Below are 26,510 nucleotides of genomic sequence, written 5' to 3'. Positions count from 1 at the left end.
ATTATAGTTCATTAGCTATTTCTTTATATCGAACCTCTACCCCTGGTAGAGGTTTTTTTGGTATTAGCAGGGCTAATATTAATGAGCAAAAAGCAAAGCCAGCACCAATGAAAAAGACCCATGACGGTTGTACTATCCAAAGCATGCCTAATAATGCAGGTATAAATACAGCAGCAATATGATTGATAGAGAAACTGACGCCAGCCGTAGCCGCGATATCCTCGGGAGAAGCGATTTTCTGAAAATACGTTTTAATGGCAATAGCTAAAGCAAAAAACAGGTGGTCGATCACATATAAAGCCGCAGCTATATTGGAATTTTCGACAAACCCATAGCTAATGAAAATGACACATAGGCCAATATATTCAATACGTAGTGCTGCACGTTCACCAATGCGGCCAATTAGTTTTCCTATTTTTGCCGCGAATAACCAGTTAAATACATAATTGATTAAAAAGAGTGAACTGACTTCTGCGACGCTATAGTGAAACTTTTCTACCATTAAAAAGCCTGCAAAAACAACAAAGATTTGTCTTCTAGCGCCACTAAAAAAAGTCAAAGCATAAAATAACCAATATCGCTTTTTGAGTACTATTTTTTTATGTTGCGCTGCTCTTTCAGGGAAATGCTTAAATGCAATTGCTAATAATATGGTGATTAATAAAGCCAGAGCACCAAACATAAAATAAGTTTGTTTATAAGACCATGAATACACTTCCATAACTAGCCAAATACTTGAAAATGCGAGTAAAGAAGCCGCAGCTTTTACGGATAACATTCGTCCCATAAAGTGTGCTGAGTTGTCCTTATCAATCCATTGTAATGTTAATGATTGGCTAACCGTTTCAAAGTAATGAAAGCCAATAGACATTAATACTGTGGTTAAATACAAACCGAGAACTGATGGAAAGTAACCCGAAAGTAACACACCGATACTAGTGATTGCTAAAGACATTAACGCTAAGCGCTGTTCTTTGATGAAAAGCAAAAGATAGATGGCGGTAAATGCGAGAAACCCCGGAATTTCGCGTAAGCTTTGTAATATACCTATTTCTACACCAGTAAAATTCGCTTTCTCAATAACAAAATTGTTTAACAGCACCATCCATACTGAAAATACAAGGGGCATAGTAAAAGCCATCGCGAGTAATAGGTGCTCGGGCTGATTGTATTTTTTAAGAAAAGTCATTTAGTTAGAGAGCAAAACTGAAAAGTTGAGTCAGTGTACGATAAATAGGGGTGCTATTAAATACAGGGAGCAACTTTATGTACTTTTTGCTCATATCAAACAGTCAATTCAAACGATCGTTTGAAATTTATTGCATTTCATATTCATTCAAGGCACACTCAATCGACTAAAATAATTATTATTGCTAAAAAAAGCACGGCGGTGACGCTATATCACTACCGTTAAATACACCCTACAGGTGAGGAGACTAGGCATGATATATCAAGGCAAAAGCCTTTCTGCCAAATTACTAGAAGATGGTATTGTTGAGTTTACTTTCGACGCACAAGGCTCAGTTAACAAGTTTGATCAAGCAACATTCAAAGAGTTTATAGAAGTGATTCAAGCCATTAACACTTGCGATGAAGCAAAAGGTGTTATTGTGACTTCAGCTAAGCCTGCTTTTTTAGTAGGTGCAGATATAACAGAATTCTTAGAAACATTTAAGCAACCGGAAGAAGCGCTTATTCCATGGGTTAAAAAAGCTTCTGATGTTTTTGATGCTTTTGAAGATTTGAATATGCCAACCATTGCAGCCATTAATGGTGTAGCTTTAGGTGGCGGCTGTGAAATGACCTTAGCATGTGATTTTCGTGTAGCTGACACAAAAGTGAGCATCGGTTTACCGGAAGTAAAACTTGGATTAATGCCAGGTTTTGGTGGAACAGTACGATTACCTCGCCTTATTGGTGCAGATAACGCAGTAGAGTGGATGTCGACAGGTAAGGCACATAAAGCTGAGCAAGCCCTTGCTGTTGGCCTACTTGATGCGGTTGTTGAACCAGAGCAATTACGTGATGCTGCAATCAGTATGCTTAAACAAGCGATTGCAGGTAAATTAGACTGGAAAGCAAAGCGCCAGCCAAAATTAGAGCCTCTGCAGCTTAGTGCAATAGAGTCTGTAATGACATTCAGTACGTGCGAAGGCATGATTGCGGCCAAAGCAGGTAAGCACTACCCAGCACCGATGATAATGGTTAAGACCATCAGAAATGCATCAACTCTTGATAGAACTGGTGCTATGGCATGTGAAAACGCAGGTTTTGCTAAGTTAGCAAAAACTGATGCTGCTACAGCGCAAATTGGCCTGTTTATGTCTGATCAGGTGCTCAAAAGCAAAGCAAAAAAAGCCAGCAAGCAAGCGGTAAAAGCAGTGAATAAAGCTGCGGTACTTGGTGCAGGTATTATGGGGGGTGGTATTGCTTACCAATCTGCCTATAAAGGCACACCAATCGTCATGAAAGATATTAATGATCAAGCGTTAGATCTTGGTTTATCAACAGCTGCTGGGATTTTAACTAAGCAAGTTGAACGCGGCCGTATGAACGCGAAGAAAATGGCAGGTGTATTGAATAATATTACACCAAGCTTAAGTTATGACAGCGTAAAAGATGTTGATGTTGTTGTTGAAGCAGTTGTCGAAAACCCTAAAGTTAAAGGTATGGTATTAGCAGAAGTCGAATCAATACTAAGCGAAGATGCTATTGTGACATCGAATACTTCAACTATTTCAATTGATTTACTGGCACAAAGCATAAAGCGCCCAGAAAACTTCTGTGGCATGCACTTTTTCAACCCAGTTCATAGAATGCCACTCGTTGAAGTTATCCGTGGTAAAGATACCTCTGATGAAACTGTGGCAGCTGTTGTTGCCTATGCAGCGAAAATGGGTAAATCACCTATTGTAGTCAATGATTGTCCAGGCTTTTATGTTAACCGTGTTTTATTCCCATATTTTGCAGGTTTTAGCCAATTAGTACTTGAAGGTGCTGATTTTGTGGCGATTGATAAAGTGATGGAAAAACAGTTTGGTTGGCCTATGGGCCCAGCTTATTTACTTGATGTGGTGGGTGTTGATACAGCTGACCATTGTACGGGCGTTATGTCTGCTGGTTTCCCTACTCGCATGAAGAAGTTAGAAAACGATCCAGTAAGCACATTATATAGCAATGAACGTTATGGTCAGAAGAACGGTAAAGGGTTTTACGATCACGGTAAAGATAAGCGTGGTCGCCCATCTAAAGTTCCCGCTGAAACAGCTTATGAATTATTTGCAGCGCAATGCGCAGATAAAAAAGATTTTTCAAGTGAAGAAATTATTGCTCGTTTGATGATTCCAATGGTCAACGAAGTTGTTCGCTGTTTAGAAGAGGGCGTGGTTGATACTGCGGCTGAAGCTGATATGGGCTTAATCTATGGTATTGGCTTCCCTCCATTTAGAGGTGGCCCGATTCGTTACCTTGAAACGTTAGGTCTAGAAAATTTTATAGCCATGGCAGACAAATATGCGCATTTAGGTGAAATTTATCAGGTAACCGATGGCCTAAGAAACATGGCCAAAGCAGGTAAATCTTACTTCACAACTGACGTTAAAACAGCCTAGGAGAAATATGATGAAAGAAGTTGTAATAATTGACTGCATACGTACTCCTATGGGGCGTTCAAAGGCAGGTGTATTTCGTAATGTGCGCGCTGAAACATTATCAGCCCATTTAATGGAACAAATTTTAAAGCGTAACCCAGCATTAGATCCAAATGATATTGAAGATGTTATTTGGGGTTGTGTGAAGCAAACTAAAGAGCAGGGCTTTAATATTGCTCGCAATGCTTCGTTATTAGCTGGTTTACCTAAATCAATTGGTGGTTTAACAGTTAACCGTTTATGTGGTTCATCAATGCAGGCAATGCATGATGCAGCCACAAGCATTATCGCCGGCCAAGGTGATGTGTTTTTAGTCGGCGGTGTTGAGCATATGGGTCATGTTCCTATGATGTATGATGTTGATTTTGCACCTGCGCTAAGCAAGCATATCGCTCGTGCCTCTGGGAACATGGGGTTAACGGCAGAGTTATTAGGTAAGCAGCATGGTATAAGTCGTGAAATGCAAGATGCCTTTGGTGCCCGTTCGCATCAAAGAGCTCACCAAGCAATGCTAGAAGGTCGTTGGGATAATGAAATTGTTGCTACAGAAGGACATGATGCCACGGGTGCATTAACATTGGTAGAGCATGACGAGGTTGTACGCCCTGACACGACAGCAGAGAGCTTATCTGCACTTCGCCCAGTATTTGATCCGGTAAATGGTACAGTGACCGCAGGTACCTCATCAGCGTTATCAGACGGTGCTTCAGCCATGTTAATAATGTCGGCAGATAAAGCAAAAGAGCTTGGCCTAACACCACGAGTTAAAATTCGCGGTATGGGCGTTGCAGGTTGTGATCCAGCGACAATGGGCTTTGGTCCTGTTCCTGCGACACAAAAAGCGCTTAAGCGTGCTGGTTTAGCAATAGAAGATATTGAACTAGCTGAGTTTAATGAAGCGTTTGGCGCACAAGCATTATCATGTATCTCTGCTTTAGGTTTAATGGATAAAATGGATGATATGATCAACCTTAATGGTGGTGCAATTGCATTAGGACATCCTTTAGGTTGTTCAGGTACACGTATTTCAGGCACGTTGATCAACTTAATGGAAGGTCAAGACGTAAATATTGGCTTAGCAACTATGTGTATTGGCTTAGGTCAAGGTATCGCTACGGTATTTGAACGAGTGTAATTTACGCGCTCAAAGCATTTGATAACTGAGCATGGTTGTCAGATACAGTTACTAAAAAGCCCAGCAATTGCTGGGCTTTTTGTTTTAATTGCTTATATTGTGGTAAGAAAGCAAGTTAACTTTCTTTAAAAGTCCATTTAAGCATATCTTTCATGCTTGGCTCTTTACCATACATAGTCATGCCCATTTTAAATAATCGTGCGGCAGCTGTTCTAATCCATAAACATAAGGCGAGAATAAGTGCTAATGAGAGTATTGGTTGCCAGATAGGCAATTCAATCAACGACATGCGAACGGGCATAGCGACAAATGAAGTAATAGGGAAGTAACTTAAAAATGTTAGGGCCCAACCTGAAGCACTATCCATAGTAATGAAAGAAATCACCATAGGTAATAAAGGCAATAGCATTATACTGGTCTTTGCACTATGGTTTGGATCATCAATAGCTGCAGCTATTGCAGCCATAAACGCGGTACACAAGTATACGCCAGCTATAGCAAATAATAACAACCATGGTAATAACGTCCAGTCAATCATTGAAAAGTCTAATGGATTACCACTAATGATTACTGTTGCAAAGGCATAGCCTAATGAAGCCGTAATTGTGGCTGTTACCATCGCTTTTAATGCATGCAGCATTTGTCCTAAAATTTTGCCATCAATCCAAGTTTGCGGGCTGATACGTGAATAGAGTTGCTCTGTGACTCTTTGTTGTTTTTCACCCGTTACACTGATAAATAACTGACCAAAGGAAGTAAACACACCGACAGCGAGTAATAAAATCATACCAATGGCAGTGGTTTTTGCTGGACTATCATCAGCTTTAATAGCAGTGTCTAAATAATGATTTTTAAAGGTGACAGGTTGCTTTAAAACCATAAGCTGTTCAGGCGCTAAACCTAGATTATCCGCATATATTAAAGAGAATTGTTGATGTAAGTTGTGCTGTAAGTCAGCTAACCAAGCTTGCTTATCCTTTGATAACACTGTTAATTCGCTAACACCTTGCTCATTAACCTTGAGCGATAAAATAGCATTTAGTTTTTCTTCATCTACCAAATCAACTTTTAATTGCGTAAGTGGCTTTTTAGCTGTTATAAAAGTGAAGCTATCTGAATTTGACAGTGCAATATCACTGCCATGAATTGCTATTGTATAGTGTGGTGCTTGCTCATCTTTTATGTATTGCCAAAGTAATACAACTAAAGCAATGCCGATCATAATTAGTTTAGAAATGACTTCTTGCTTCCACTTAAAAAAGTGCATGAATTCCCAAGTTGTCACTAACCAAGTTTGTTGTAATTTATTGCTACTTTGCATCTTAATTTTCTCCATGGTTAGCTATGGCATTTAAGTACAGCTGGTGTAAATCCATTTTTTTACTTTGCAAGCTTTGTAACTCACCTATTGAAGTTAAGGTGCTGAGTAATTGATTCATAGACTCCTTAGCAGTTAAGGTGATCATTAAGCTTTGATCATCAATATAACGATGTTTGAATTGAGTTAATAATTGTTCAGATTTTTCATTATCAATCCCTTGCGAAAATTGTGCTGATAACTCTATGGCTGAATTAGCCTGTTGTTGAATGTCAGATAACGTGCCATAAAATACGGCTTCACCTAAATTCATTAATAGCATCCTATCTGCAAGTTTTTCGACCATAGCCATTTGGTGCGCACTGAGAATAACAGTCATGCCTTTCGCTTTTAATTCAGATAAGAACAATACGACCTTTTCTTGATTGATAGGGTCTAACCCTGAGAAAGGCTCATCTAAGATAACCCATTTAGGTTGGTGAATAACGGCACTAATGAGCTGAACTTTTTGTTGATTACCCTTTGAAAGCGTTTTTAATTGTTCATCTTTTCTGTCAAGTAATTCAAAGCGCTCTAACCAGTAACAGGCTTGCTCATTTGCGATCTTTTTCTCAACTCCGTTAAGTTGAGCAAAATAGATAAGATTTTTAATAATTGATTTTTCAGGGTATAAACCGCGATCTTCAGGCAAGTAACCCAAAGTATATGAAGGAATAGAAGAAAATTGTTCACCATCAAGGGTGAGTGTTATTTCGCCTGAATCAGGCTGCGTAAAACCTGTCAACATTCTCACTAATGATGATTTTCCTGCACCGTTAGGCCCAAGCAGCGCGAAAATCTCTCCTTGTTTAACAGAAAAACTTAGCTCCTTTATTGCAGTAACTTGTGCATAATGCTTCTGTATTTTACTAACTACTAATTCCATTACCTTTCCTTTGGCTCACTAAGCCGTTAACTTGTAACCTGACGAAGTTTTAATACAAGTAGTCGACGAAGCGTGCTTTTTATTACAGCTAACATGAAATTTTTTTTAACAAGTGTCTCGAAAAGAGCATTGTTGGAAAGGAGAGACAAAAAAACCGAGCGTTACACTCGGCTTTTGAAAATAAATTTACCCTAAATTTATAATAATCAATTAGGCAAAAGATTCTTGTAATGGTGGAACTACTTGCTTCTTACGACTAAGTACGCCATCTAACCATACTTTGCCATCTACAGTGGCTTTGCCATAGGCTTTTTCTGTTAAGTCAGCATTATCACTAACTACTAACATTTCTGAGCCTTCTTTCATAATGTCTGTTAATAAAAGTAGTACGCTGTGACGGTTACCTTCTGCTTTTAGCTTGGCAATATCTGCTGCAAGATCAGCTTTTATATCGTCAAAAATAGCTAAATCAATGACTTCTAACTGACCAATGCCTACAAGGTTACCGTTCATGTCAAAGTCTTTAAAATCACGTAATACTAAATCACGTACTGGTGTACCTTCAACGGCAGATTTTACTTTGAACATTTCCATGCCCAAAGCTTCTGCATCATCAATACCAGCTATTTCAGCTAACGCTTCAACACATTTAATATCTGCTGTAGTGCAGGTAGGTGATTTGAAGATTACCGTATCACTTAAAATGGCACACATCATCGCACCAGCAATGTTCTTTGGAATTTCTACATTGTGAAAGTCGTACATCATTTTAATGATAGTATTGGTACAACCTACAGGACGAATCCAGCACTCTAAAGGAGTCGATGTAGTAATATCACCTAATTTATGATGATCGATAATACCTAGAATCGTTGCCTCATCAATATCGTCAGGACCTTGAGTTCGCTCAGAGTGGTCAACAATATATAGGCTTTCACCGGCGTAACTGGTTTTAAGTTCTGGTTGCTCAAAACCAAATTTATCTAAAATAAATAATGTTTCTGGTGATAATTCACCTAAGCGAGCTGGAACAGTCTCTTCACCTAAGGTGGTTTTTAAGTAAGACAGTGCAATCGCTGAACAAATTGAATCTGAATCTGGGATCTTGTGACCCACAACATAATGCGGCATAAAAAAGCTCTCCTAAAATTTGTGCGATATTTTATCAAACCAAAACTTGTTTGGGTATAGTAGAAAAGTACTGTGTGACACGATTAATTTAACAAAGTAGGAAATTAGAATTATCTAACTATGAAAGGTCGTGTGATTATGAGTGATTTAAAAGTAAACTTATTGGATTTTACGACATTCTCTGACTTTTTTATTAAAGGCTGGAAGAAAGAGTTTGTTGTTTTTAAGAAACGTATTTGAAAAGTAAACGCCGAGAGGTTTGTTCATATGTAAGTAGCTAGTAACTTTCTTATCAACACCATACTTGGTAATTAACCTATCAGTGACATAATCGTTAGCTAAAATTGCATCTAGCCTTTCCTTCAAGAGCATTTGTAAAAGATAGTCAGTGTTAAGGGGTCTCGCTAGTATTTTATAATTGTTATTTTCTAACCATTTAAGCATATTCGAGCCAATAAATGCTCCTACAGTTGCTTGTTGTTTAAAGTTGGAATCTGTCGGTAAAATCGTATTGGAATTAAGAACATACCATTGCCATTTTTGTTTAGCTATTGGGTAAGATAGAGTAGCGAATTGATCTCGGTAGTGATTTTGCGATGCGGAGAAAAAACCATCGGCTTTATTAGTTTGTAACGCATATTTTTGCGCTCTAGCCCAGGGCAACACTAAAAGCTCTAATGAAATATTCATTTTATTTAAGGCACATTTTACAACATCTACAGCAATACCTGAGAATTCATTTGAACCTTGTGTGCTGGCTGGATTTTTATCTTGATAGCAACCATAAGGGCATAGGTTTTGTGTGGCTAGCGTGATTTTTGTTAATTCGTTAGCCTTAATCTGCGGGGCACTCGTAAATACTAAGGTAATTAGTAAACATTTTATGCTTTTAAAGACTTTTGGGCATGAACTAAACAAAGGCAACTCGAATAGTATTGATATATTAAAAAGTATACCTTTGATATTTAATAAGGGAAATAGATTTTCAATGACAATGCTTAAGCGTATTTTAGATATAAAAAAAGCTAGTGATTAGCTAGCTTCTTTATATGAATGATTGAATTAAATAAGTTTATTTATAATAACTCAAGCAGGCTTCTACTTCGTTAGAAGAGCCCATAATTACTTCGACGCGCTGATGGATATCAGTAGGGTCAATATCCATAATGCGGCCAGTACTGGTCATTGCTAAACCACCAGCTTGCTCAATAAGAAAAGACATCGGGTTTGCTTCATACATTAAGCGTAACTTATAGGGTTGTTCAGGCTTTTTGCTATCTGCAGGGTAAGTAAAAATACCGCCACGGGTTAATACACGGTGAATATCGCCAACCATAGCGGCTATCCAACGCATGTTAAAGTTTTTACCACGAGGGCCAGTATCCCCTGCAACTAAATCATTAATATAATTTTGCATAGGTTCTTGCCAGAATCGTTGGTTAGACATATTGATAGCAAATTCTTGAGTGTCTTTTGGCACTTGTACATTACGTTCAACCAATAAGTAGCCACCGTGAGTTCTATCTAAGACATAAAAGTGAGTACCACTGCCTGTTGTCATAACTAACATTGTTGATGGGCCGTAAAGTACGTACCCAGCACAGACTTGCTTGTTACCTTGTTGCTGAAATTGTCCAGGATCTTCCGCATCCATATCTGGAATGGCTTCATGAATTGAGAAAATGGTGCCAATTAATGAGTTAATATCAATATTTGAACTACCATCAAGGGGATCAAATGAAACAACAAATTTACCGTTTTGATCGCCAGCAACTGAGGTATCTTCTTCTTCAGAAGAAATAGCACGAACAAAGCCAGACTCTAATAGAATATCTTTGAACAATTCATTAGCAACCACATCTAATTTTTTTTGTACTTCACCTTGGATGTTTTCATCTAAGGTAGAGCCCATTAAGCCACCTAAGTGTGCTTGGCTAACACGAAAAGAGATTTCTTTTGTGGCAGCTAATATGGTTTTGATCAATGAAATCAAATCAAGTGGGACGTTGTCTTGACGTAGAGCAGGTGCGAGTCGTTGCATTGGCTTACCTAAATAACCTTATCATTTATGTTGTAGTGAAATGTTTTATGAAAACATCTAAAAAAACTTTCGGCATTATAGCAAGTTTCCTTGCCATTTGAGTATGCTTTAATGATTAATTCTTAGAACATTTTGTTGGTTACTAGCCAACAAAATAACGCTTAGGCGGTAATAACTTTTTTATCGCTTGTTTTAAGAGCTTTTGTTTTTCTTGGCTTTGATAGCACAATTAAATTACCAACAACCATCAGCATTAAGCCAATAACGGTATAACTTGACCAAACGAAACCTTCAAAGAACGTTGAGATAATTACCGCAATACCTGGAAATATAATATTAGCGTATGACGTTTTATGCGCGCCAATTCTGGTCATTAAGCTTAAATAACATCCAAAGGCAATCACTGAGCCAAAAATAGATAAGTAAACTAATGAACTTATATATTCAAAGGTATAAGAAAAAGTAAACGCCTTACCCTTTACTACAGCAACAATGGCCATGAAGAAAGCACCATAAAACATACCCCAGGCATTGGCGGGTAAAACAGGAATGTGATTTTTTTGGTTTCGTATGGAAATCATAGTGCCCATTGACGCTGAGAAAGTGCCCATCACACATAACGTTAAGCCCAATAGCGTAGCAGCGCCTAATTCAACATCACTTAATTGAGGCCAGAATAATACCACTATGCCAAATAAACCGAAGGCACCACCAAAATACACTTGCTTAGTAATTTTAGTTTTATAAAAGATTCGGGTATTAACAATATTAATAAGCATTAAGCTAGAAAAACCAATACAAGTTAATGCTGAGTTTATGTGTTGCTGAGCATTATAAAGTAACACATAGTTTATGCCGAATAAGCAAACACCAAACAGGGCAAATAGCCCATGTTGATACAGCGAAAACTGCATGGGTAACTTTTTGAAATATGCAAAGATAAAAAGGGTTAATGCTGCTAACGCGAAACGATATACCACAGAGACTTCCACAGCAACATCACCTAACTGGTAGTTAATGGCTATCCAAGTTGAGCCCCAAATAAGCACGGTAATAATATATAAAAAGGTATTATTCATGTTGCATGTTTTCCATATTTCTAAAAGCAGTTTAGATAATAAGTGACAGTTTACTGATTATTTGATGTAATAACATATACAGAAATATGAAAATGTAACCTATACAGTTTATGAGATTACTGGATAAAAGCTCTTCTTCGTATTTGTATCAACAAGTTATCGATTTTATAGAGCATCAACAGCACATTGGCGCGTTAAAAGCGGGCGATAAATTGCCAAGTCTAAGAAAGCTTAGCCGACAATTTGAAATTAGTGTACCTACAGTCAAGCAAGCTTATCTAGAGTTAGAGCGGCAAGGTCGTGTGTGCGCACGGCCACAATCTGGCTATTACTTACAGGCGCAACAAGCGAGAACGCTACAGCCACGGCCTGCAAATTGGTCTCAATGTCAGCCCACAGAAGTAAAGTGTCGTAACATGATTGAGCGAGTGCATGAAGCGGTACATTTTCCTGATACCATAGCATTAGGCATCTCAAATCCTATTCAAGCCCATCCGCCAGATAAAGCATTGGCAAGACTCATGCGCGCCGTGATAAGCAAAGTGGCAGAAAAAGCGGTGAGTTATGGGCCAGTTACGGGTGATGCCAAGCTCAGAATGCAACTTGCTATTCGTTATCAAGAACAAGGTGTGAACGCAAACCCAGAAGACATTGTGATAACGAATGGCGCACAAGAAGCGCTATCAATCGCATTACAATGTGTGGCGACGCGTGGTGATGTTATCGCCATTGAATCGCCTTGCTTTTTTGGCATGATTGAACTCATTGAAGCATTAGGCATGAAAGCATTAGAGCTATATACCTGCACAGAAGATGGCGTTGGCTTAGCTGAGCTGGAACAAGCACTTTCAGAGCATAAGGTTGCTGCCTGTTTATTTTCGTCAGCCATTAATAATCCCCTTGGCTCAATGAAGAGCGATCAACAGCGCCAAGCCATGGTGACCTTATTAGAGCAACATGAAATACCGCTTATTGAAGATGACGTTTATAGCGAGCTTTACTTTACTGAGAAAAAACCCAAACCTGCCCAGTTATATTCTGAAAAAGGTTTAGTTATGACCTGTTCTTCTTTTTCTAAAACAGCTGCACCGGGTTACCGTGTTGGTTGGTTGCTACCCGGAAAATTTGAAGAACAAGCTAAGCGTATTAAGCGAGCACAATCTTGCTCTACACCAATGTTGCAGCAATGGACACTCAATGAATATATTGCCAATGGCGACTATGATCGCCATTTAGCCTTACTGCGAAAAACCTTAATCTACAATTGTGAACGAATGCGAGCACTTATTGGTGAACATTTTCCCGCAGAAGTTTGTATTTCAAAACCACAAGGCGGCAGTGTACTTTGGGTACGTTGTCAGTCGCATGTAAATACCAGCCATTTTTTTCAGCAAGCATTAGCACAAGGTGTGAGCTTTGCTCCTGGCATTATATTTTCACCGTCAGGAAAATACGCCAACTACATGCGTATAAGTTTTGGTGTTAAATGGGGAGACGACATCGTAAAGGCTATTAAAACTCTCGGTGCTTTAGTACGTGATTACCCTAAAAATAGCACTCAACAACAGGAACCATAATGCCTAAAAATATCACTATTTCCCTCAAATACTTATTACCACTGCTTGCTGCTATTTTAGCGGTCTCTCCTCTAGCAGTTGATATGTATTTACCTGCTATGCCTGTGATAGCGACAGATTTATCGACTGATATTTCTATGATCCAAAACAGCTTGAGTATCTATTTACTTGGCTATGCATTGGGTTTGATATTATTTGGCCCAATGGCAGATAAATACTCGCGCAGAAAGCTTGTTTTACTGGGGGTTGGTGGATTTTTTGTTGCTAGCGTACTATTGCCCTATGTCCAGTCAGTTGAGCAGTTTTTACTACTGAGGTTTTGCCAAGCTTTTATCAGTAGCGCAGCAACGGTGGTTGTGCCAGCAACAATTAAAGAGTACTACGGAAAAAATACTGCAAAAGGCTTATCCTATGTCAGCATGATCATGATGTTTGCGCCGATGATAGCGCCAGCCATTGGCAGCTTTTTGCTGGTATCACATAGTTGGCAATTAATATTCTTTGCCTTAGCAGCTTATAGTTTGTTTATTTGGATATTAGTCTTTTTCTTTTTACCTGAAGCCAATAAAGTCGAAAACAAACAAGAGTACAGCTTTATTGAACGCTATAAAATCGTATTTTCTAATCAAGAAGCAAGGCTTGATATCGCCAGTTCTATGGTCATTTCTTTGGCTTTCTTTAGTTATATTACGGCTATCCCATTTGTTTATTTAGAAGTGTTTAAGGTTTCAGAGTACACCTTTAGTGTTCTATTTGCGGTGAATGTACTAGCATTAATGACTGCGCATTTCACCAATACACGGCTAGTTACACGTAAAGGCTCTAGAGCCATGTTATGGTATGGGCTAACACTGGCGTGTATTTGCGCTACAGCGTTATTAATCGTAAATATTTATCAATTACCGCTAGCTTACACCGTTGTTACTATTTTGCCGTTAATGGGCAGTATTTCGATGATAGCCGTAAATAGTGATGCCTTAGTGATCACTAAGTTTACTGAACAATCAGGTACGGCTACGGCAGTAATTGGCACCTTACGCTGGAGTATCGGGGCGTTAGCAGGTCCTATATTGGCGTATTTTTACGACGGAACGGGTTTACCTTTTGCGGGCTTAATGTTTGGCTCGGTACTGATTGTACTGGCTTGTCAGTTAGTCGTTCGCTTTAAACAAAAAGAATCCTCTAAACAAGCCTTGTGATACTTGCCTACTTTGCATAATAATATGGGCAGAAAAGTGATGAGAAAGGAATGATTATGAAAAAAATAGCACTAATTTTAAGTGGTTGTGGTGTGTACGATGGTAGTGAAATACATGAAACGGTATTAACTATGTTGGCAATTGAACAGCACGGAGCTGCTTATCGTTGTTTTGCTCCTAATATGACTCAGCACCATGTTATAAATCATCATACGGGCGAAGTAAGTGAAAATGAATCCAGAAACGTCTTAGTTGAATCGGCAAGGATAGCTCGTGGTGATGTTGAAGATCTAAATGATCTTCACGTTGATGAATTTGATGCGCTGATTGTCCCCGGTGGTTTTGGCGCGGCAAAAAATCTCTGTAACTTCGCTATCGATGGTGATAATTACACCATTAATGAACATGTACTCGCTGCAGGTAAGGCCTTTGCTCAGGCAGAAAAGCCAGCTGGTTATATGTGTATTGCCCCAGCTTTACTGCCATTAATTTACCCAAAAGGTATTCAAGGGACTATAGGCACCGATACAGGTACAGCTAACTTAATTGCGGCAAAGGGATTAGCGCATTGTGAGAGCCCCGTTGATGAAGTTGTTATAGATCCCGCACATAAAGTGGTGACAACTCCCGCTTACATGCTAGCTACCTCAATCAGTGAAGCCGCTGTCGGGATTAACCGTTTAGTGAAAAGTGTAATTGCATTAATCGAGTAAAGTAGTTGGCATAACAGTGCCGAAAAAGGCGAATTCACTTTATGATTTATCACAAGCCTAGGTCAATTAAAGACACAGTATTTGGTGTGTTTTGTTGTTTGATAATTAACTGCTTGCTTGTTAATTGTTTTCTTTTTAATGCTGCTGCCAAAGCTGAACAGAAAATTGAGAAACTTATGACTGAAAAACAACAACCCATTGCTTTTACCTTGTTAGATCAAATGATAGCCCAAAAAATGGCGCTAGATATTCGTTATTTTTGTCAGCAAGAAGATACGCCCAAGCATTGTTGGCAAGGTGTAACAACTTTACCTGATGAGTTAGCACAATTAATCACTGACACTAACCTTGGCTCAGTGGTACTGTTCGCTGAAAACTTTGATACAACAGAGCAAGTTGTTAAGTTAACTCACGATTTACAACAAGCAGCATTAAAATCATCCTTGAAAAAGCCGTTAATTATTTCTGTAGATCAAGAGGGTGGTCGAGTTTTTCGCTTTAATAAAGGGACCGCTTTTGCCGGTAACATGGCATTAGGGGCAACTTATACACAGCATCAAACGTATTATACTGAACGTGTAAATCATGTAATTGCGACAGAGTTGAAAGCCTTAGGCATTAGCAATAATTATGCACCTGTGGTTGATGTAAATACCAACAGTCAAAATCCGGTAATCAATACGCGTTCTTATGGCGAAAAACCGATAGAGGTTGCAAAGCATGGCGTCAGCGCAGTAAAAGCACTGCAACAACATGGCATTATGGCAACACTAAAGCACTTTCCTGGTCATGGTGATACCCATGTCGATAGTCATTTAGGATTACCTCGAGTGGACCATCCTCTTAATGTTATTGAAAAGAATGATATATTCCCATTTAGTTGGGCGATAAAGCAGGCAAGCCCTGCCATGATAATGACGGCACATATTCAATATCCTGCCTTAGATGACAGCACCTTTACCAGTAAATCAGGAAAAACCTTCATTAGGCCTGCCACCATGTCGCGTAAAATTTTACATGATTTGTTGCGCACAAAAATGCAGTTTAAAGGCATTATCGCCACCGATGCATTAGATATGGCTGGCATTGCTCATTATTTTGATAAGGTACAAGCTACGGTTGAAACATTCACCGCTGGTGCAGATTTAGCGGTGATGCCATTTAAAGTAAGAAAGCCGAGTGACGTTCAAGCATTTAAGCAATTTATTAAAGCCGTTAGCAAAGCGCTAGAAACACGCATTGAACAAGGTGAATTTACCCTAGCAGAACTTGAAGCTTCAGTTGCTAGAATCAATCATCATAAAGAAAGCTACATAACCTTACCTAGCGTTAGTTTAGCTAAGCAAATAGAACAAGCTAATAATATTATTGCTAGCAGCTTTCATCTTGAGTTAGAACAAGAGCTAGCAGATGAAGCAACGGTGTTATTAAAGAATGAACAAGGTCTTATTCCTCTTAAGCAATATTCAGCAAATATAAATGCAAAAGCTAATGCCGATAATCATTCTAATAATAATGCAGCGTTAAATATTCATGTGCTAGTTGAAAATCAGTTAGAGTTTGAAGCATTAACATTGGCCATTAATGAAGAGTTTGCTATTGCGAAATTAGCACAGCCTCACATCACCGCGGTTATCGCAACGGATAAAAGCTCTCTAATGAATAAAGAAAATAACGCCGCATTAAAGAGGTCAGATTTATTTATTAGCACCATCAATGTAAAAACGGCGAGTTTGGTTGATTTAGGTGGAATGGATGATTTGGTAACTGTACCTACTGGCAAAGTAGCTTCAACTAGTAAAGAGAGTAAATTAACCTATGACAAGTTGGTCGAGTTGGCGCTAGCAAATGCTAAGGCACAACAAAAACCTGTTGTGTTTATTGGCAGGGGCTCACCTTATTTAATGTCGCCTTATAGTCAGCATGCTGATGTGGTTTTACTCGGGTTTGATGATCGTAGCTTTTATCATAACAACGCAGCACAAAGCCCAGGCTATAACAGCGCTATTGGCATTTTATTAGGCAACCAGCAAGCGCAAGGAAAACTGCCAGTAAGTTTGTAGCTTGACCATCTAAATAATAAGTTACTAGTGAGCTAAACTGAGTAAATTCAGAGGCTTGTGATTCTTATTGGTGAAATGATGACGATATTGTAATGCTATAAATAGCATTACAATGGTAAAGCAAAAGTGAACCTTTAGTTAAAACTCATCTAAAGGATCATTAAGTTCTTTCTCTTTTCGAAGGCAGTCTTTTCGAGCATTACCAATCATGTCAGAACATTTTACCGGCTCTTTTGATGAAGGCGCTTCTTTTTTCTCTTTCTCTTGCTCTTGCATAGTTTTAATGGTTGCAGCAATCACATAAACGGCAGCATCTTGCGCATCACATTTACTATTATCAGGCGGGTAATTGTTTTCAGGAACCTTATACCGTTGAGACTCCATACAACTTGAACTCACAGGTTTAGCACAGCCTATTAAAACAGCTAAGGTAAAGCAAAACAGCATGCCTCTAATCATAATCGTAACTCCTTTTAATCGTTATATTTTAGTTAGATTCTATTCAACGCTGGTATTGTTTAATGAGTAATTCCACACTTTATAAAAGTAGAATGCGTAACCTAAACCAAGTGTCAGTATGGAAATAATCATCCAAATAATGACATGGCCAATGTTGCCAAAAATGTCGGTGTGACACACCATTTGCCTAGGGTTGCCATGTTCATCAATCACTTGTGAGCGGTTTAGAATAAATTTAGAGAATGAATACGGAAAGAAAAACGCGGCAATTCCGAAGGTAATAAGTACTAAAATAAACCACAGAATGATATGCCCTAATATGTCTATTGTTGCTACGTCTGCTTGAATTCTCATGAATGCTCCTTGTTAGTGTGAAATGGTTAACTTAGGCCATTGAGTTAGCCAGCCTTTTGATTCTATACGACTTTCAAAAGTAGTGCGATCTCGTTTTGGGTTACGAGTAATTTTCAACGCAAATAAAGACTTAACCCCAAATGCTGATATGCACTCATAATCAAGGTTATTAACTTTTCGAATGGCAATGGCCGTTTCATATTCAGGCCAATAGCGCATGGCATCAAGTGTACTTAAATAAGGTTTATCACCATTTTGTATGTGCATTTTGGCTTGATTTCGCACTTGCCAGTTCACTTGAGGCATTATCGCTTTTAACTTAGCTTCATATTCAAAGTGCTTGTTGGGCTGTGTTTCTGCTATATCGAAATAAATCACATCAACATCATTAAGTGGGGTTGGCTTTGGTTTATTATGAAGATAATCCCAAACTAAGTTTCTAACAAAGCCAGCGGCTAAATAACACTGAGGCAAGTTCAGCTGAAAAATGCAATCTAACGCGTTAATCCTAAACACGTCCTGCTCAACGAGGTTAATAATTCTATCCATTTTACGATGACATCTATGTTGGTTAACAGGTGCTGTCGCAATGATTCCTATCAAAGCGCTGTTAAGTTTTACCGGTTAAAAACCTTTTGATGAGCCTTGATACAGTGAAAGCGACGGCAATTGCAATGATAAAATAAATCGCTATTAAATAATTAGTAAAACTAGCAACATGAATTTCTCCAGTCTCCAATACACATTGCCCAGCTTTATAATCAAAGCTTCCACCATGGTCTAAACAGTCATCAACAACTGTGAAGTTATTTATTAGTAATACAACTATGATGCTAATGACTACGCCAATGAATAATGGTATCGAATGTTTATTCATACTTTCCTAAATTAATTTGAATGCTTTTACTTCGTCGCTTGTGTACTGAATTGCCACTGATTTTAGTCTTTCTTATTTTCTTGTTCTTTTTTGATAGCAACCCCAAATGCCACACCTATGGCTGAACCAACACCTACACCAATAGCAAGATCGTTTAGTGCCACACCGATACCACAACCAATTGCGACACCGATTGATAATCCAAAACCTACAGGGCTTTTAATCGCATTCGTTTTATTGTGTTTGTTCATTAGAATTCCTTTACGATTAACACCAAAAATTAAGGGCTGATGTTTACTCCTTTTCTTTTAGCTTATTACATTGCTTCTTATACATAAAATAAAAATATAAACCTAAGCTGAAATAAACTCCTACGCCACAAAAGAAACCCAAAGGATTATCAGCAAATGTTGCGGTGTAAGACTTAAGGCTAAACTCACCTTTAATGATTGAATAAAATGCAAAAAACCAAAATAACCCTACAACATATAAAACGCGGTGAATTTTAGAAGACTTTTCTTCCAATGCTATTGCATCAACTTCAACAGAGTTGCTTGCTTTAACCTGAATTAGCTTACACACTATTTCATATCTTTCTGGGTACAAATCTTTATCGATATTTTGCTCAATATCTAATAACTCTTCTAACGTATATTTTGAGAAATCAGGTTGCATCTTAAACCTTAAAGAAAAATAAAATAACGCCCCAAAAAGGGCTGAAAGTGTTTGCCTAAAAAGACAAAGTAAAGCGGACCTTAGTCAGACTTTAGCTGTTTTGCAACAGTACTTGCACGTTATACTTCGCTCAATTCCATATGTAACAATGGAAAAGGATTGCCTTGGCCATCTATAGGTGAACGGCCAACAACTTTAAAACCTAAGTGCTGATAAAAACCTGTAGCATCATGGTTTTGCTCATTTACGTCTACCTTAGTTGCTGACTGAGTTTGAATAGCATTTTTTAACAACAGCGAACCTATGCCACAATTGAAAAAATCAGGTGAAATAAATAACATTTCAATATTGCCTTCGGCTACCCCGATAAACCCAGCAATTTCACCACGATTATTTTTAGCCACTCTTAAATCAACAGCATCGAAATAATGTTTGAAAATAAGCGGTTTTAAAATCTTTATATTGTCTTCTGGTAAGAAATCATGAGTTGCTCGAACAGATCGCTCCCAAAGAGCAATTAAGATTGAATAGTCTTCTTTTGAAGTAGTATCTATTTTCATGCTGAACCTACGCAAAATACAACGCCCGATTTAATAGGCAAATAACTGTTTGTCACAATGTTTCGGGTTGAATAACTGTTAGCTGATGTTTGAGTGCTTTGATAGCTCATAAGCATTACAACACCTAGCCAAGAGAACCATAATATTTGGCCTAATCCAAATATTTCTGTCAGTATTTCAGCAGGATAAATCGTGAAAATACCAACAGTACCAATAAACAAACCTAAATAGTTAAGTAGTCTAGGTAGCTCATTAATTCTTAAGCCTGCAATACACAATAAAAGAGCACAAGCCACCAACAACTTCGTTTCCGCCGCCTAAACCTTCAACTATAGTATTAATAACTATTCAAAGAGCCATTGCTTGCTCTGAGTTTTTGGCAGATAAATTGATTACAGCAACTAATCCTATGTTGAAAATCATACCACTTGCTATGACAAGGGTAACCAAATAATACCGAACACTGAAGCAACTTCTGATAAAACAGGAGCTTTGGTTTTCATCCGTTGATGAGTTGCTAACACTAAAACTGCCAAACAACTACCCAAGGCGACATACATAATTAAGTTAACTATCGATAAAATTACCTGGTTATTGGTGAGAAAAATAAACTTCTGAATATCATCTGCACTGACAGGATAATGCTAAAACGCGCCAAAAAAACAAAAGCTGATATGTATATGGCTGCCTGAAAAAGTGCTGCAATGCCCCCCCATTTTTTTGAAAGTTATTCACGGTTGTACCCTTGAAGATAAAAAGTGTAAGTTAACATAAAAGGATCGCTGTTAATGACTTCAATGTGTAACAAAAGCTAACGTAAAACTCTATGCTTGAATGTTTGGCTAAATTTAGTGACTAAGGTGAGCTTACACTGCTTTAGCAGTGTCTTTTATTTAATTAGCTCCACCAGCTGATTCTTTGTTAATGAACCACTTTTCCTAATCACTTCATCACCATTTTTAAAGACAATGATCGTAGGCAAACCCTTTACAGCATATAATTTACTTAGAGTTGAGTTTAATGACACATCGACTTTAACAACAGAAACCTTACCCGCATATTCTTGTGCTATGTTTGTAATGGTATTGTTCATTAAGAGGCAAGGCCCACACCACTCAGCCCAAAAGTCCAATAATACGGTATCTTGTTCAGAAACTACTTTCTGAAGTTCATTTTCAGAAGTTATATCAATCGGATCTCCTAAAACTAATTCTTTCTTATAGAACTTTCTTGATATAGCAGATAAAGGCCATTTAGCAATTGCTATAAAATTAGTAATAATCAAGGCTAACAGTAAAACTATCCAGCCTAATACTTTCACAGGAAATAAGTAGACAGAAGAATTTTCAATAAAATCTTCTATGCTGTTTAATTGGCCTGTTATTTGATTTCCAATACTCAACTGAAACTCCCAATAATACTAATGACCCGATAAGGAGCATTTTTAGTTTGCTAAAGTGTGTGAGATACCTGCACTTGCCAACTATAGTTACCCTATTGCCATGCCAATAACCATGCCTGTTGCAAAATCAGAATCTTCTATGGCTAACTCTTGCATACTAGATAATTCATCCCTATCTAACCATACACCATTGCACTTACTACACCTGTCCAAGATAATGCCTTTATGATTCTCTTTTGTCATCTCAGTTTGGTCAACAGGGCACATACGTATACCTTCTCTAGCCAGTAATATATTGCTTTCACATTGAGGACAAGTTATGGCATTTTCAAATTTTTGATTCGTTTTAGTTATATTGCAGTGAGAACACAAATTTTTAGAATTAAACCAGCTCATGATATTTCCTTATACAGCTACCGCCCAATTAAGAGGCAAAAAATTGTTGGCTAATATAAGCAAGCCAGGAGCAAACAGCCAACAGTTATTTGTCCCTGCCAAATTTTGCGTTAGGTATTTACGGCTATAGCTTTAATAATCGCATGCATAAATCCCTTTTTTAGTATGCATCTGCAAGAAACTTATAAATAAAGTGAAATTTATATTTTTCAAATGGCTTTAACTCTTTAGCTATTTACCATCTCATACATACAAAAAAAGCCTCGTTAAAATGAGGCTTTTTTAATTTGGATTCTTGAAATGGTTATTCAGCTAAACCAAGAACTTCAAGTCTTTCTTTTGCTAGAACATACCTAGCGCGAACATCATCAATTTGTTCTTGAGTTAACTTCTTACCAAGGGTACGAAGACCGCCTTCAGCGTCATTGTGGTGAACACCAAATGCAAACTTTAGGTACTCTAATAGTAATGGCTGTGCGTCAAGGTATGAGATAGAGTTCATCGCCTGAGAAATTTTGTTTGCCTCAGCCCAGTTACCAGCAGAAACGTACTCTTGCATCGTTACGCTTGCTTTAGGGAAGATACAACCAACACCTGTAATACCACCGCAAGCGCCTGCAAGGCCTGCGTGTACTGTTACAGTGTCAACACCTGCTAAGATTTTTGCATCTTTGTTCGCTAACATCATTGTTTCAATGATTGAAACATCAATAGTAGATATTTTAAGTGCAGTCACATTAGGCAGCTCTGCAATTTTTAAAAGAAGCTCTGTTGAAATTTCATGATAACCAGCTGCATCAGGGTTATTATAAGGCATAATTGTAACACCAGCAGCCCTTGCTGCTGATTCAGCAAGTTCATAATAAGCATACATATCTTCGTCTGAAGGAAGCTCTTTTGTTTTAGGAGGCATTACCATAACAGTATCCACTCCAGCAGACGCTAAACCTTTAACTATTTCAGCAATTTCTTCTTTTGTTTCTGCTGCAGCACCACTAATTAATGGAACATTGAATTCTTTAGCAACATCAGAAAGACCTTTAAGTAAAGAAATACGCTGTTCAGAGCTAAGGTAGCTATTCTCACCTAGCGTACCAGAACCAACAAGACCACCCATTCTAGTTCCGCCTTTACCTTGCACCTTTAAAATATCTGCAGCGTATTTTTGGGTTACTTCAAGGTCAATTTCAAGGGCACCGGATTCTGATTCTTTTAGCCATGTAAATACGGCCGGCATAACCGTATATCGCCAATCTGTACTTGTTGTTTCCATCATATTTCCTACTGTTAAAAAGTCACATTAAACCGATCATACCACAAATAATATACAGTATACAATATAGCAAATCTTTAGGGTGAATTATATCAGTTAAATTACCTACGGCAAAGCCTTAGACTTATTAGATTGCCCCCTCAAGGGGCGTAAGTTAACGTTTGTCGAATTAGTATTACGTCTTTGTTAAATCTCGCTAAGTAACATTTAAGTTAGATCTTCGCCTATAAATTAGTCGTTTATTTGATTTTACTAACAACTTCAATAAAACCTAAATGAAGAAAACATCAGAAAACTCCTCGTATTTCAGATATGTTTTTTTTATGAATAGTCTCAATACCTATCTTATTATATACAGAGGGTTACATTAGAAGGATATTTATAAAAGCAAAATTGCGGCAAATGAGCGTAAGTAAGGTTTCCCGTTAACTGTCTAGTGTCTATTGACGGGAAGAAGGCTCATATGTGTTAGATGCTATGTTACGTATGAACCTAGCAACGGGCTTTTCAAAATATTTAAATGATACAAATGCTACTGAAACAGTTAGAACGAAAGATAATAATAATTTCAATTCAACACTTAAATTGAGCTTGTTTACAAAAATAATAACTGGCATGTGAAACAAATATAATGAATAAGATACTTTTCCCAAGAAGTCACCGAACCTGTTAGCTAATAGTACATTGTTATCAGGAACTAAAAATACAATACAAAAAAATACGGAACTCATTACAAGTAATACTTCATAGCTTAACCACATTCTTGTCTTAGCATCAGACGTAACAGATGAGATCTCTGGATACATAGCAGGTATTAAGAGTAAGACGAAAATAAAGTAATGTTTCTTAAGGTATTTCGGTACCTCAAAAGACTTATAATGCATTCCAAAAATAACCCCAATAAAAAAATAAGGTAAACTTCTTAACGTATTAAATAAGTTGTAACGAACTCCGTTTATGTCTCCATATACTCGTGGAAAGTTTGTGAAAAATAGCAGGAGCATAACCGCTAATATTGAAAGGTAAATATAGCCTCTCCTATTCTTTGGAAATGACCAAAAAACCAGGAATACGAAGTAAAATTGTATTTCAGGGGGGATTGACCAAAGTACACTGTCACCATATAAAAATAGTAGATGACTAATCAGTGCATTCGTATCTGGAATGTTATAAAGACTATCATTGCCGATTAAGGACAAAACATAAGAGCTAAGTACAATAACCAAGAATAATGGAACTACTCTTGCGATTCGAGCTAATAAGTAGCGCTTGATATTAACGTTGCTGAATTTTTGGGTCAGGTATAAGTGAGACATTAAAAAACCACTCAGCAAGAAAAACAGCATTACACCGTACGCTCCAGAGCCTCCGCCTAACATTCCATTAAGCCAATTTGTAATATCGCTAAAATGAGTAATAAACACAATTAATGCAGCCAACCCACGCAATGTGTTTAATTTTCTAATCTCCAACTAAAACTCCGGACTTGAATAATGCAGGCATCTAACGCAGTTTTAAGCGGCACGTAATAGCTTGCTATAATGTGAAACGAAGTGGAACCGAGCAAGCTGTTACGAGTCCGACTTAAAAACCTTATTAGGTTTTGTTTTTGTATGCCAAGATGGTTTTATCGATCCATTGGTTGTATGAAGAAATTCTGACAAATACGGAAACAGCCCCATACTTTCCTCCGACATAATCTTCTAAATCACCTTCGTATTCTTGCCAGCTTGCTAATCCGATAAGCAAAGGTATGCCATCTTGTACCATAATTGCAGGACCGCCACTATCACCAGAACCAACACTTCCTTCTAGAGGAAGTGCATCATCTCCTCTATCGAACCGGAACATCAACCAGTTTTCATTTGCTGACTTTATAATATTTTTATAATTATTTAGTGTTCTATTGGCTTGAGTTTCGTCTATATCTGTAAACGGAGATCTTATAGTGTTTGAAATACTTTCCCAAAAAGAAGGCTCCTTGGTTGTCAATATTTCTCCCGTCAGACCTGTACCAGTTGCTCCTCTACCAAATATAGTAACTTCCTCATCTATTTCTTTATTATCATAATATCGAGATATAGGTTTTAAGTGTTCAACAGGTTCGGCTAATTTGAGTAGCACTATATCATCTCGATTGCTCAAAAAATCTATTAATGGCTTAGCATCTCCTTGCCCCCAATTACCTGGGTCGTTCTTGTATCCATGATGGAAAATAACCCTTTCAATTCTATTTTCTACACCGTGAAGCATTATAGGTTTATCATGATAATTGTAAAAGACTACATGCGCAGCCGTTACCAACCAATATTTATCAACAAGAACAGCAGCTCCTTCATGCGGCATATCAATAAAAAAATCAGGTGTCTTTTTAACTTCATACACTTCTGGTTGAACATCATGGCGTTTAACAACCGCATTGCAAGCGAATGAAAGGATAAGGAAAGTAATAGTAAGTATTTTAATCATGCTTATTCGTTTGAGTAGAAGTCATTAAAAACCTAACGCCGCAATAAGCGGCTTAAATTGGTCGGCTAAAGTTAGCGAGCCACGAGCAAAAGCCAACTGTATTTTGTCCTTGTTAAACAGCTTGTTATAACGATTTTTCTCGATATTTTTCTAAAGTCATTAGAAATTCATTGGGTGAATCTACTCCTAAATATATGAGCTTACCCGAATTAAGCTTGATCTCAATATTGGGATTACCAGCCAAATTGAATCTATTAACATTACCTGACCGACGTATGAAAATTGAATTAGGTTGAACATGAGCAATTTCACTTAAAGCAATCCTTAATGGATTCCAAACACCATACCTCACTATAATGCTGTCCTGAAGAATTGAAATAGGTCTAATTGCAATTGCTTTATACTCTGCAATAAAAAACACTAAACCAAGAAGAGTTAAAGCCGTTGTGAAATTAGCAGCAAACGGTGACAATAAAAAATGTAACAGCAAATGCATTACGGGTAGTTCAAATAAAATGATTAAAATAAAGCCTAATTGATTGCTTTGAGCTCCATCTTTTTTATGACAGCTAAAATGACTATCTCCAGTAAAACTTTGTTGCCTTATCTTTTTAGAAAATAACGCGTATGTCCAAACCCGCGCCTCAAAAGAGAGTAAAGAGCTTATAGCACCTTTACCTAAAATTTTTTCAATTGGTTTTGATATAGCCAAATCTGGATCTTGCTCTTTGGTAAGAGAAGCTTTGATAGCAAAAAATACGGTCAAAATAGTGGTGATTTCTAAAATGATAAACGCAGCTATAGCAAGATAGCGCAATGATTCAAGGTAAGGCCATACAACCTTTGAACTTTCAGGAATTACAAAGCTGCCAAGCAAAATAATTAAACAGCTGTAGGCAACAGCTTTTATAGCGGCTTCTTTTTTATCTTTAACAAACCAAAAGCATAATATAGGTAAGACAACTAAACCATCGATTAGCAAAAGCCATTCTGGTTTTTCTACGCCATATCCATTAAGAATATTTGAGCTTTGATAGTAAAAAGCCCAGAAAACAGAAATAACTGCAAGAAATATAAACGGGATATTCTTTTTAGTTAAAGTTTGCACCTATGCTCCTTATCGTTATAACGAATGATATGGACTCCCCACTCGGCATCTATCGCTAGCGAATGTGCCATAGTGAAGTTGATAAGAAGCTTCAATTGAGGAGAGT

27 protein-coding genes are annotated in these 26,510 nt (G+C 37.7%); 6 read left to right on the top strand and 21 right to left on the bottom strand.

The window, feature by feature from the left end; genetic code table 11:
- Position 1: 1 nt before the first annotated feature.
- Positions 2 to 1,189, bottom strand: coding sequence for an MFS transporter (locus tag EPA86_RS07380; protein WP_140602793.1), 1,188 nt, complete (start codon positions 1,187 to 1,189; stop codon positions 2 to 4).
- 253 nt (positions 1,190 to 1,442) lie between these two features.
- Between EPA86_RS07380 and fadB the strand changes: the two genes are divergently transcribed.
- Positions 1,443 to 3,611 (top strand): fatty acid oxidation complex subunit alpha FadB, encoded by a 2,169-nt coding sequence (gene fadB, locus EPA86_RS07375; RefSeq protein ID WP_140602792.1) that lies wholly within the window; start codon positions 1,443 to 1,445, stop codon positions 3,609 to 3,611.
- 10 nt (positions 3,612 to 3,621) lie between these two features.
- A complete protein-coding gene (gene fadA, locus EPA86_RS07370) occupies positions 3,622 to 4,785 on the top strand; it encodes an acetyl-CoA C-acyltransferase FadA (RefSeq protein ID WP_140602824.1) in 1,164 nt (387 codons plus the stop codon).
- Between the two features lie 115 nt (positions 4,786 to 4,900).
- On the opposite strand, the gene EPA86_RS07365 is transcribed toward fadA, so the two are convergent.
- From EPA86_RS07365 to EPA86_RS07340, 6 genes are all read right to left on the bottom strand, one after another.
- Complete coding sequence (locus EPA86_RS07365) at positions 4,901 to 6,106, bottom strand: ABC transporter permease (RefSeq protein WP_140602791.1); 1,206 nt, start codon at positions 6,104 to 6,106, stop codon at positions 4,901 to 4,903.
- Position 6,107: 1 nt separating this feature from the next.
- Positions 6,108 to 7,028, bottom strand: coding sequence for an ABC transporter ATP-binding protein (locus EPA86_RS07360; protein ID WP_140602790.1), 921 nt, complete (start codon positions 7,026 to 7,028; stop codon positions 6,108 to 6,110).
- Between the two features lie 210 nt (positions 7,029 to 7,238).
- Positions 7,239 to 8,159, bottom strand: coding sequence for a manganese-dependent inorganic pyrophosphatase (locus EPA86_RS07355; RefSeq protein ID WP_140602789.1), 921 nt, complete (start codon positions 8,157 to 8,159; stop codon positions 7,239 to 7,241).
- Between the two features lie 159 nt (positions 8,160 to 8,318).
- Positions 8,319 to 9,077: a substrate-binding periplasmic protein gene (locus tag EPA86_RS07350; protein WP_170309591.1), complete on the bottom strand. Its 759-nt coding sequence runs from the start codon at positions 9,075 to 9,077 to the stop codon at positions 8,319 to 8,321.
- 154 nt (positions 9,078 to 9,231) lie between these two features.
- On the bottom strand, positions 9,232 to 10,200 hold the full coding sequence (locus EPA86_RS07345) for a class 1 fructose-bisphosphatase (protein ID WP_140602787.1): 969 nt from the start codon (positions 10,198 to 10,200) through the stop codon (positions 9,232 to 9,234).
- Positions 10,201 to 10,361: 161 nt separating this feature from the next.
- The gene (locus EPA86_RS07340; RefSeq protein ID WP_140602786.1) at positions 10,362 to 11,279 is read right to left on the bottom strand and encodes a DMT family transporter; all 918 of its coding nucleotides are present in this window, start codon (positions 11,277 to 11,279) and stop codon (positions 10,362 to 10,364) included.
- Between the two features lie 110 nt (positions 11,280 to 11,389).
- Between EPA86_RS07340 and EPA86_RS07335 the strand changes: the two genes are divergently transcribed.
- The 4 genes from EPA86_RS07335 (at position 11,390) to EPA86_RS07320 (ending at position 16,831) form a co-directional block, all read left to right on the top strand.
- The gene (locus tag EPA86_RS07335; protein ID WP_140602785.1) at positions 11,390 to 12,856 is read left to right on the top strand and encodes an aminotransferase-like domain-containing protein; all 1,467 of its coding nucleotides are present in this window, start codon (positions 11,390 to 11,392) and stop codon (positions 12,854 to 12,856) included.
- The gene (locus tag EPA86_RS07330) at positions 12,856 to 14,055 is read left to right on the top strand and encodes a multidrug effflux MFS transporter (protein ID WP_140602784.1); all 1,200 of its coding nucleotides are present in this window, start codon (positions 12,856 to 12,858) and stop codon (positions 14,053 to 14,055) included. Before EPA86_RS07335 ends, EPA86_RS07330 begins: the two co-directional genes overlap by 1 nt.
- 56 nt (positions 14,056 to 14,111) lie before the next feature.
- The gene (gene elbB / locus EPA86_RS07325; RefSeq protein WP_140602783.1) at positions 14,112 to 14,768 is read left to right on the top strand and encodes an isoprenoid biosynthesis glyoxalase ElbB; all 657 of its coding nucleotides are present in this window, start codon (positions 14,112 to 14,114) and stop codon (positions 14,766 to 14,768) included.
- 176 nt (positions 14,769 to 14,944) lie between these two features.
- Positions 14,945 to 16,831 (top strand): glycoside hydrolase family 3 protein, encoded by a 1,887-nt coding sequence (locus EPA86_RS07320; RefSeq protein ID WP_170309590.1) that lies wholly within the window; start codon positions 14,945 to 14,947, stop codon positions 16,829 to 16,831.
- Between the two features lie 138 nt (positions 16,832 to 16,969).
- On the opposite strand, the gene EPA86_RS07315 is transcribed toward EPA86_RS07320, so the two are convergent.
- The 14 genes from EPA86_RS07315 to EPA86_RS07250 all read right to left on the bottom strand — a co-directional run bounded on the left by EPA86_RS07315 (position 16,970) and on the right by EPA86_RS07250 (position 26,404).
- Positions 16,970 to 17,290 (bottom strand): hypothetical protein, encoded by a 321-nt coding sequence (locus tag EPA86_RS07315; protein WP_140602781.1) that lies wholly within the window; start codon positions 17,288 to 17,290, stop codon positions 16,970 to 16,972.
- Between the two features lie 39 nt (positions 17,291 to 17,329).
- Positions 17,330 to 17,644: a DUF6693 family protein gene (locus EPA86_RS07310; RefSeq protein ID WP_140602780.1), complete on the bottom strand. Its 315-nt coding sequence runs from the start codon at positions 17,642 to 17,644 to the stop codon at positions 17,330 to 17,332.
- Positions 17,645 to 17,656: 12 nt separating this feature from the next.
- The gene (locus tag EPA86_RS07305) at positions 17,657 to 18,193 is read right to left on the bottom strand and encodes a nucleotidyltransferase family protein (RefSeq protein WP_140602779.1); all 537 of its coding nucleotides are present in this window, start codon (positions 18,191 to 18,193) and stop codon (positions 17,657 to 17,659) included.
- Positions 18,194 to 18,254: 61 nt separating this feature from the next.
- Positions 18,255 to 18,521 carry a hypothetical protein gene (locus EPA86_RS07300; RefSeq protein ID WP_140602778.1) on the bottom strand — a complete coding sequence of 89 codons (267 nt, stop codon included), beginning with the start codon at positions 18,519 to 18,521 and terminating at the stop codon, positions 18,255 to 18,257.
- A gap of 62 nt (positions 18,522 to 18,583) precedes the next feature.
- The gene (locus EPA86_RS07295; RefSeq protein WP_140602777.1) at positions 18,584 to 18,772 is read right to left on the bottom strand and encodes a glycine zipper domain-containing protein; all 189 of its coding nucleotides are present in this window, start codon (positions 18,770 to 18,772) and stop codon (positions 18,584 to 18,586) included.
- A 43-nt stretch (positions 18,773 to 18,815) separates the two neighbouring features.
- On the bottom strand, positions 18,816 to 19,196 hold the full coding sequence (locus tag EPA86_RS07290; protein ID WP_140602776.1) for a hypothetical protein: 381 nt from the start codon (positions 19,194 to 19,196) through the stop codon (positions 18,816 to 18,818).
- Between the two features lie 119 nt (positions 19,197 to 19,315).
- The gene (locus tag EPA86_RS07285; RefSeq protein ID WP_140602775.1) at positions 19,316 to 19,756 is read right to left on the bottom strand and encodes a GNAT family N-acetyltransferase; all 441 of its coding nucleotides are present in this window, start codon (positions 19,754 to 19,756) and stop codon (positions 19,316 to 19,318) included.
- Positions 19,753 to 20,052: a hypothetical protein gene (locus tag EPA86_RS18335; RefSeq protein WP_246058303.1), complete on the bottom strand. Its 300-nt coding sequence runs from the start codon at positions 20,050 to 20,052 to the stop codon at positions 19,753 to 19,755. The genes EPA86_RS07285 and EPA86_RS18335 overlap by 4 nt, the downstream gene beginning before the upstream one ends.
- Positions 20,053 to 20,645: 593 nt before the next feature.
- Positions 20,646 to 21,158: a thioredoxin family protein gene (locus EPA86_RS07275; RefSeq protein ID WP_140602774.1), complete on the bottom strand. Its 513-nt coding sequence runs from the start codon at positions 21,156 to 21,158 to the stop codon at positions 20,646 to 20,648.
- 87 nt (positions 21,159 to 21,245) lie between these two features.
- Entirely contained in the window at positions 21,246 to 21,554 is a 309-nt protein-coding gene (locus tag EPA86_RS07270; RefSeq protein WP_140602773.1) for a TFIIB-type zinc ribbon-containing protein, read from the bottom strand.
- A 304-nt stretch (positions 21,555 to 21,858) separates the two neighbouring features.
- Entirely contained in the window at positions 21,859 to 22,827 is a 969-nt protein-coding gene (locus EPA86_RS07265) for a dihydrodipicolinate synthase family protein (protein ID WP_140602772.1), read from the bottom strand.
- Between the two features lie 440 nt (positions 22,828 to 23,267).
- Positions 23,268 to 24,299, bottom strand: coding sequence for an acyltransferase family protein (locus EPA86_RS07260; RefSeq protein WP_140602771.1), 1,032 nt, complete (start codon positions 24,297 to 24,299; stop codon positions 23,268 to 23,270).
- Positions 24,300 to 24,423: 124 nt separating this feature from the next.
- The gene (locus EPA86_RS07255) at positions 24,424 to 25,296 is read right to left on the bottom strand and encodes a trypsin-like serine protease (protein WP_140602770.1); all 873 of its coding nucleotides are present in this window, start codon (positions 25,294 to 25,296) and stop codon (positions 24,424 to 24,426) included.
- A gap of 124 nt (positions 25,297 to 25,420) precedes the next feature.
- Positions 25,421 to 26,404, bottom strand: coding sequence for a PH domain-containing protein (locus tag EPA86_RS07250; protein WP_140602769.1), 984 nt, complete (start codon positions 26,402 to 26,404; stop codon positions 25,421 to 25,423).
- Between the last annotated feature and the right edge of the window lie 106 nt (positions 26,405 to 26,510).

This window comes from Litorilituus lipolyticus (genome assembly GCF_006439335.1).
GTDB lineage: Bacteria > Pseudomonadota > Gammaproteobacteria > Enterobacterales > Alteromonadaceae > Colwellia > Colwellia lipolytica.
Note: the sequence above shows the minus strand (reverse complement) of the source record. Positions and strands in the feature narration are given on the sequence as shown.

Bases quoted from the DNA above. Each gene is read 5' to 3' on its own strand.
- EPA86_RS07380 (WP_140602793.1), bottom strand. From the start codon at position 1,189: ATGACTTTTCTTAAAAAATACAATCAGCCCGAGCACCTATTACTCGCG.
- fadB (WP_140602792.1), top strand. From the start codon at position 1,443: ATGATATATCAAGGCAAAAGCCTTTCTGCCAAATTACTAGAAGATGGT.
- fadA (WP_140602824.1), top strand. From the start codon at position 3,622: ATGAAAGAAGTTGTAATAATTGACTGCATACGTACTCCTATGGGGCGT.
- EPA86_RS07365 (WP_140602791.1), bottom strand. From the start codon at position 6,106: ATGCAAAGTAGCAATAAATTACAACAAACTTGGTTAGTGACAACTTGG.
- EPA86_RS07360 (WP_140602790.1), bottom strand. From the start codon at position 7,028: ATGGAATTAGTAGTTAGTAAAATACAGAAGCATTATGCACAAGTTACT.
- EPA86_RS07355 (WP_140602789.1), bottom strand. From the start codon at position 8,159: ATGCCGCATTATGTTGTGGGTCACAAGATCCCAGATTCAGATTCAATT.
- EPA86_RS07345 (WP_140602787.1), bottom strand. From the start codon at position 10,200: ATGCAACGACTCGCACCTGCTCTACGTCAAGACAACGTCCCACTTGAT.
- EPA86_RS07340 (WP_140602786.1), bottom strand. From the start codon at position 11,279: ATGAATAATACCTTTTTATATATTATTACCGTGCTTATTTGGGGCTCA.
- EPA86_RS07335 (WP_140602785.1), top strand. From the start codon at position 11,390: ATGAGATTACTGGATAAAAGCTCTTCTTCGTATTTGTATCAACAAGTT.
- EPA86_RS07330 (WP_140602784.1), top strand. From the start codon at position 12,856: ATGCCTAAAAATATCACTATTTCCCTCAAATACTTATTACCACTGCTT.
- elbB (WP_140602783.1), top strand. From the start codon at position 14,112: ATGAAAAAAATAGCACTAATTTTAAGTGGTTGTGGTGTGTACGATGGT.
- EPA86_RS07320 (WP_170309590.1), top strand. From the start codon at position 14,945: ATGACTGAAAAACAACAACCCATTGCTTTTACCTTGTTAGATCAAATG.
- EPA86_RS07315 (WP_140602781.1), bottom strand. From the start codon at position 17,290: ATGATTAGAGGCATGCTGTTTTGCTTTACCTTAGCTGTTTTAATAGGC.
- EPA86_RS07310 (WP_140602780.1), bottom strand. From the start codon at position 17,644: ATGAGAATTCAAGCAGACGTAGCAACAATAGACATATTAGGGCATATC.
- EPA86_RS07305 (WP_140602779.1), bottom strand. From the start codon at position 18,193: ATGGATAGAATTATTAACCTCGTTGAGCAGGACGTGTTTAGGATTAAC.
- EPA86_RS07300 (WP_140602778.1), bottom strand. From the start codon at position 18,521: ATGAATAAACATTCGATACCATTATTCATTGGCGTAGTCATTAGCATC.
- EPA86_RS07295 (WP_140602777.1), bottom strand. From the start codon at position 18,772: ATGAACAAACACAATAAAACGAATGCGATTAAAAGCCCTGTAGGTTTT.
- EPA86_RS07290 (WP_140602776.1), bottom strand. From the start codon at position 19,196: ATGCAACCTGATTTCTCAAAATATACGTTAGAAGAGTTATTAGATATT.
- EPA86_RS07285 (WP_140602775.1), bottom strand. From the start codon at position 19,756: ATGAAAATAGATACTACTTCAAAAGAAGACTATTCAATCTTAATTGCT.
- EPA86_RS07270 (WP_140602773.1), bottom strand. From the start codon at position 21,554: ATGAGCTGGTTTAATTCTAAAAATTTGTGTTCTCACTGCAATATAACT.
- EPA86_RS07265 (WP_140602772.1), bottom strand. From the start codon at position 22,827: ATGGAAACAACAAGTACAGATTGGCGATATACGGTTATGCCGGCCGTA.
- EPA86_RS07255 (WP_140602770.1), bottom strand. From the start codon at position 25,296: ATGATTAAAATACTTACTATTACTTTCCTTATCCTTTCATTCGCTTGC.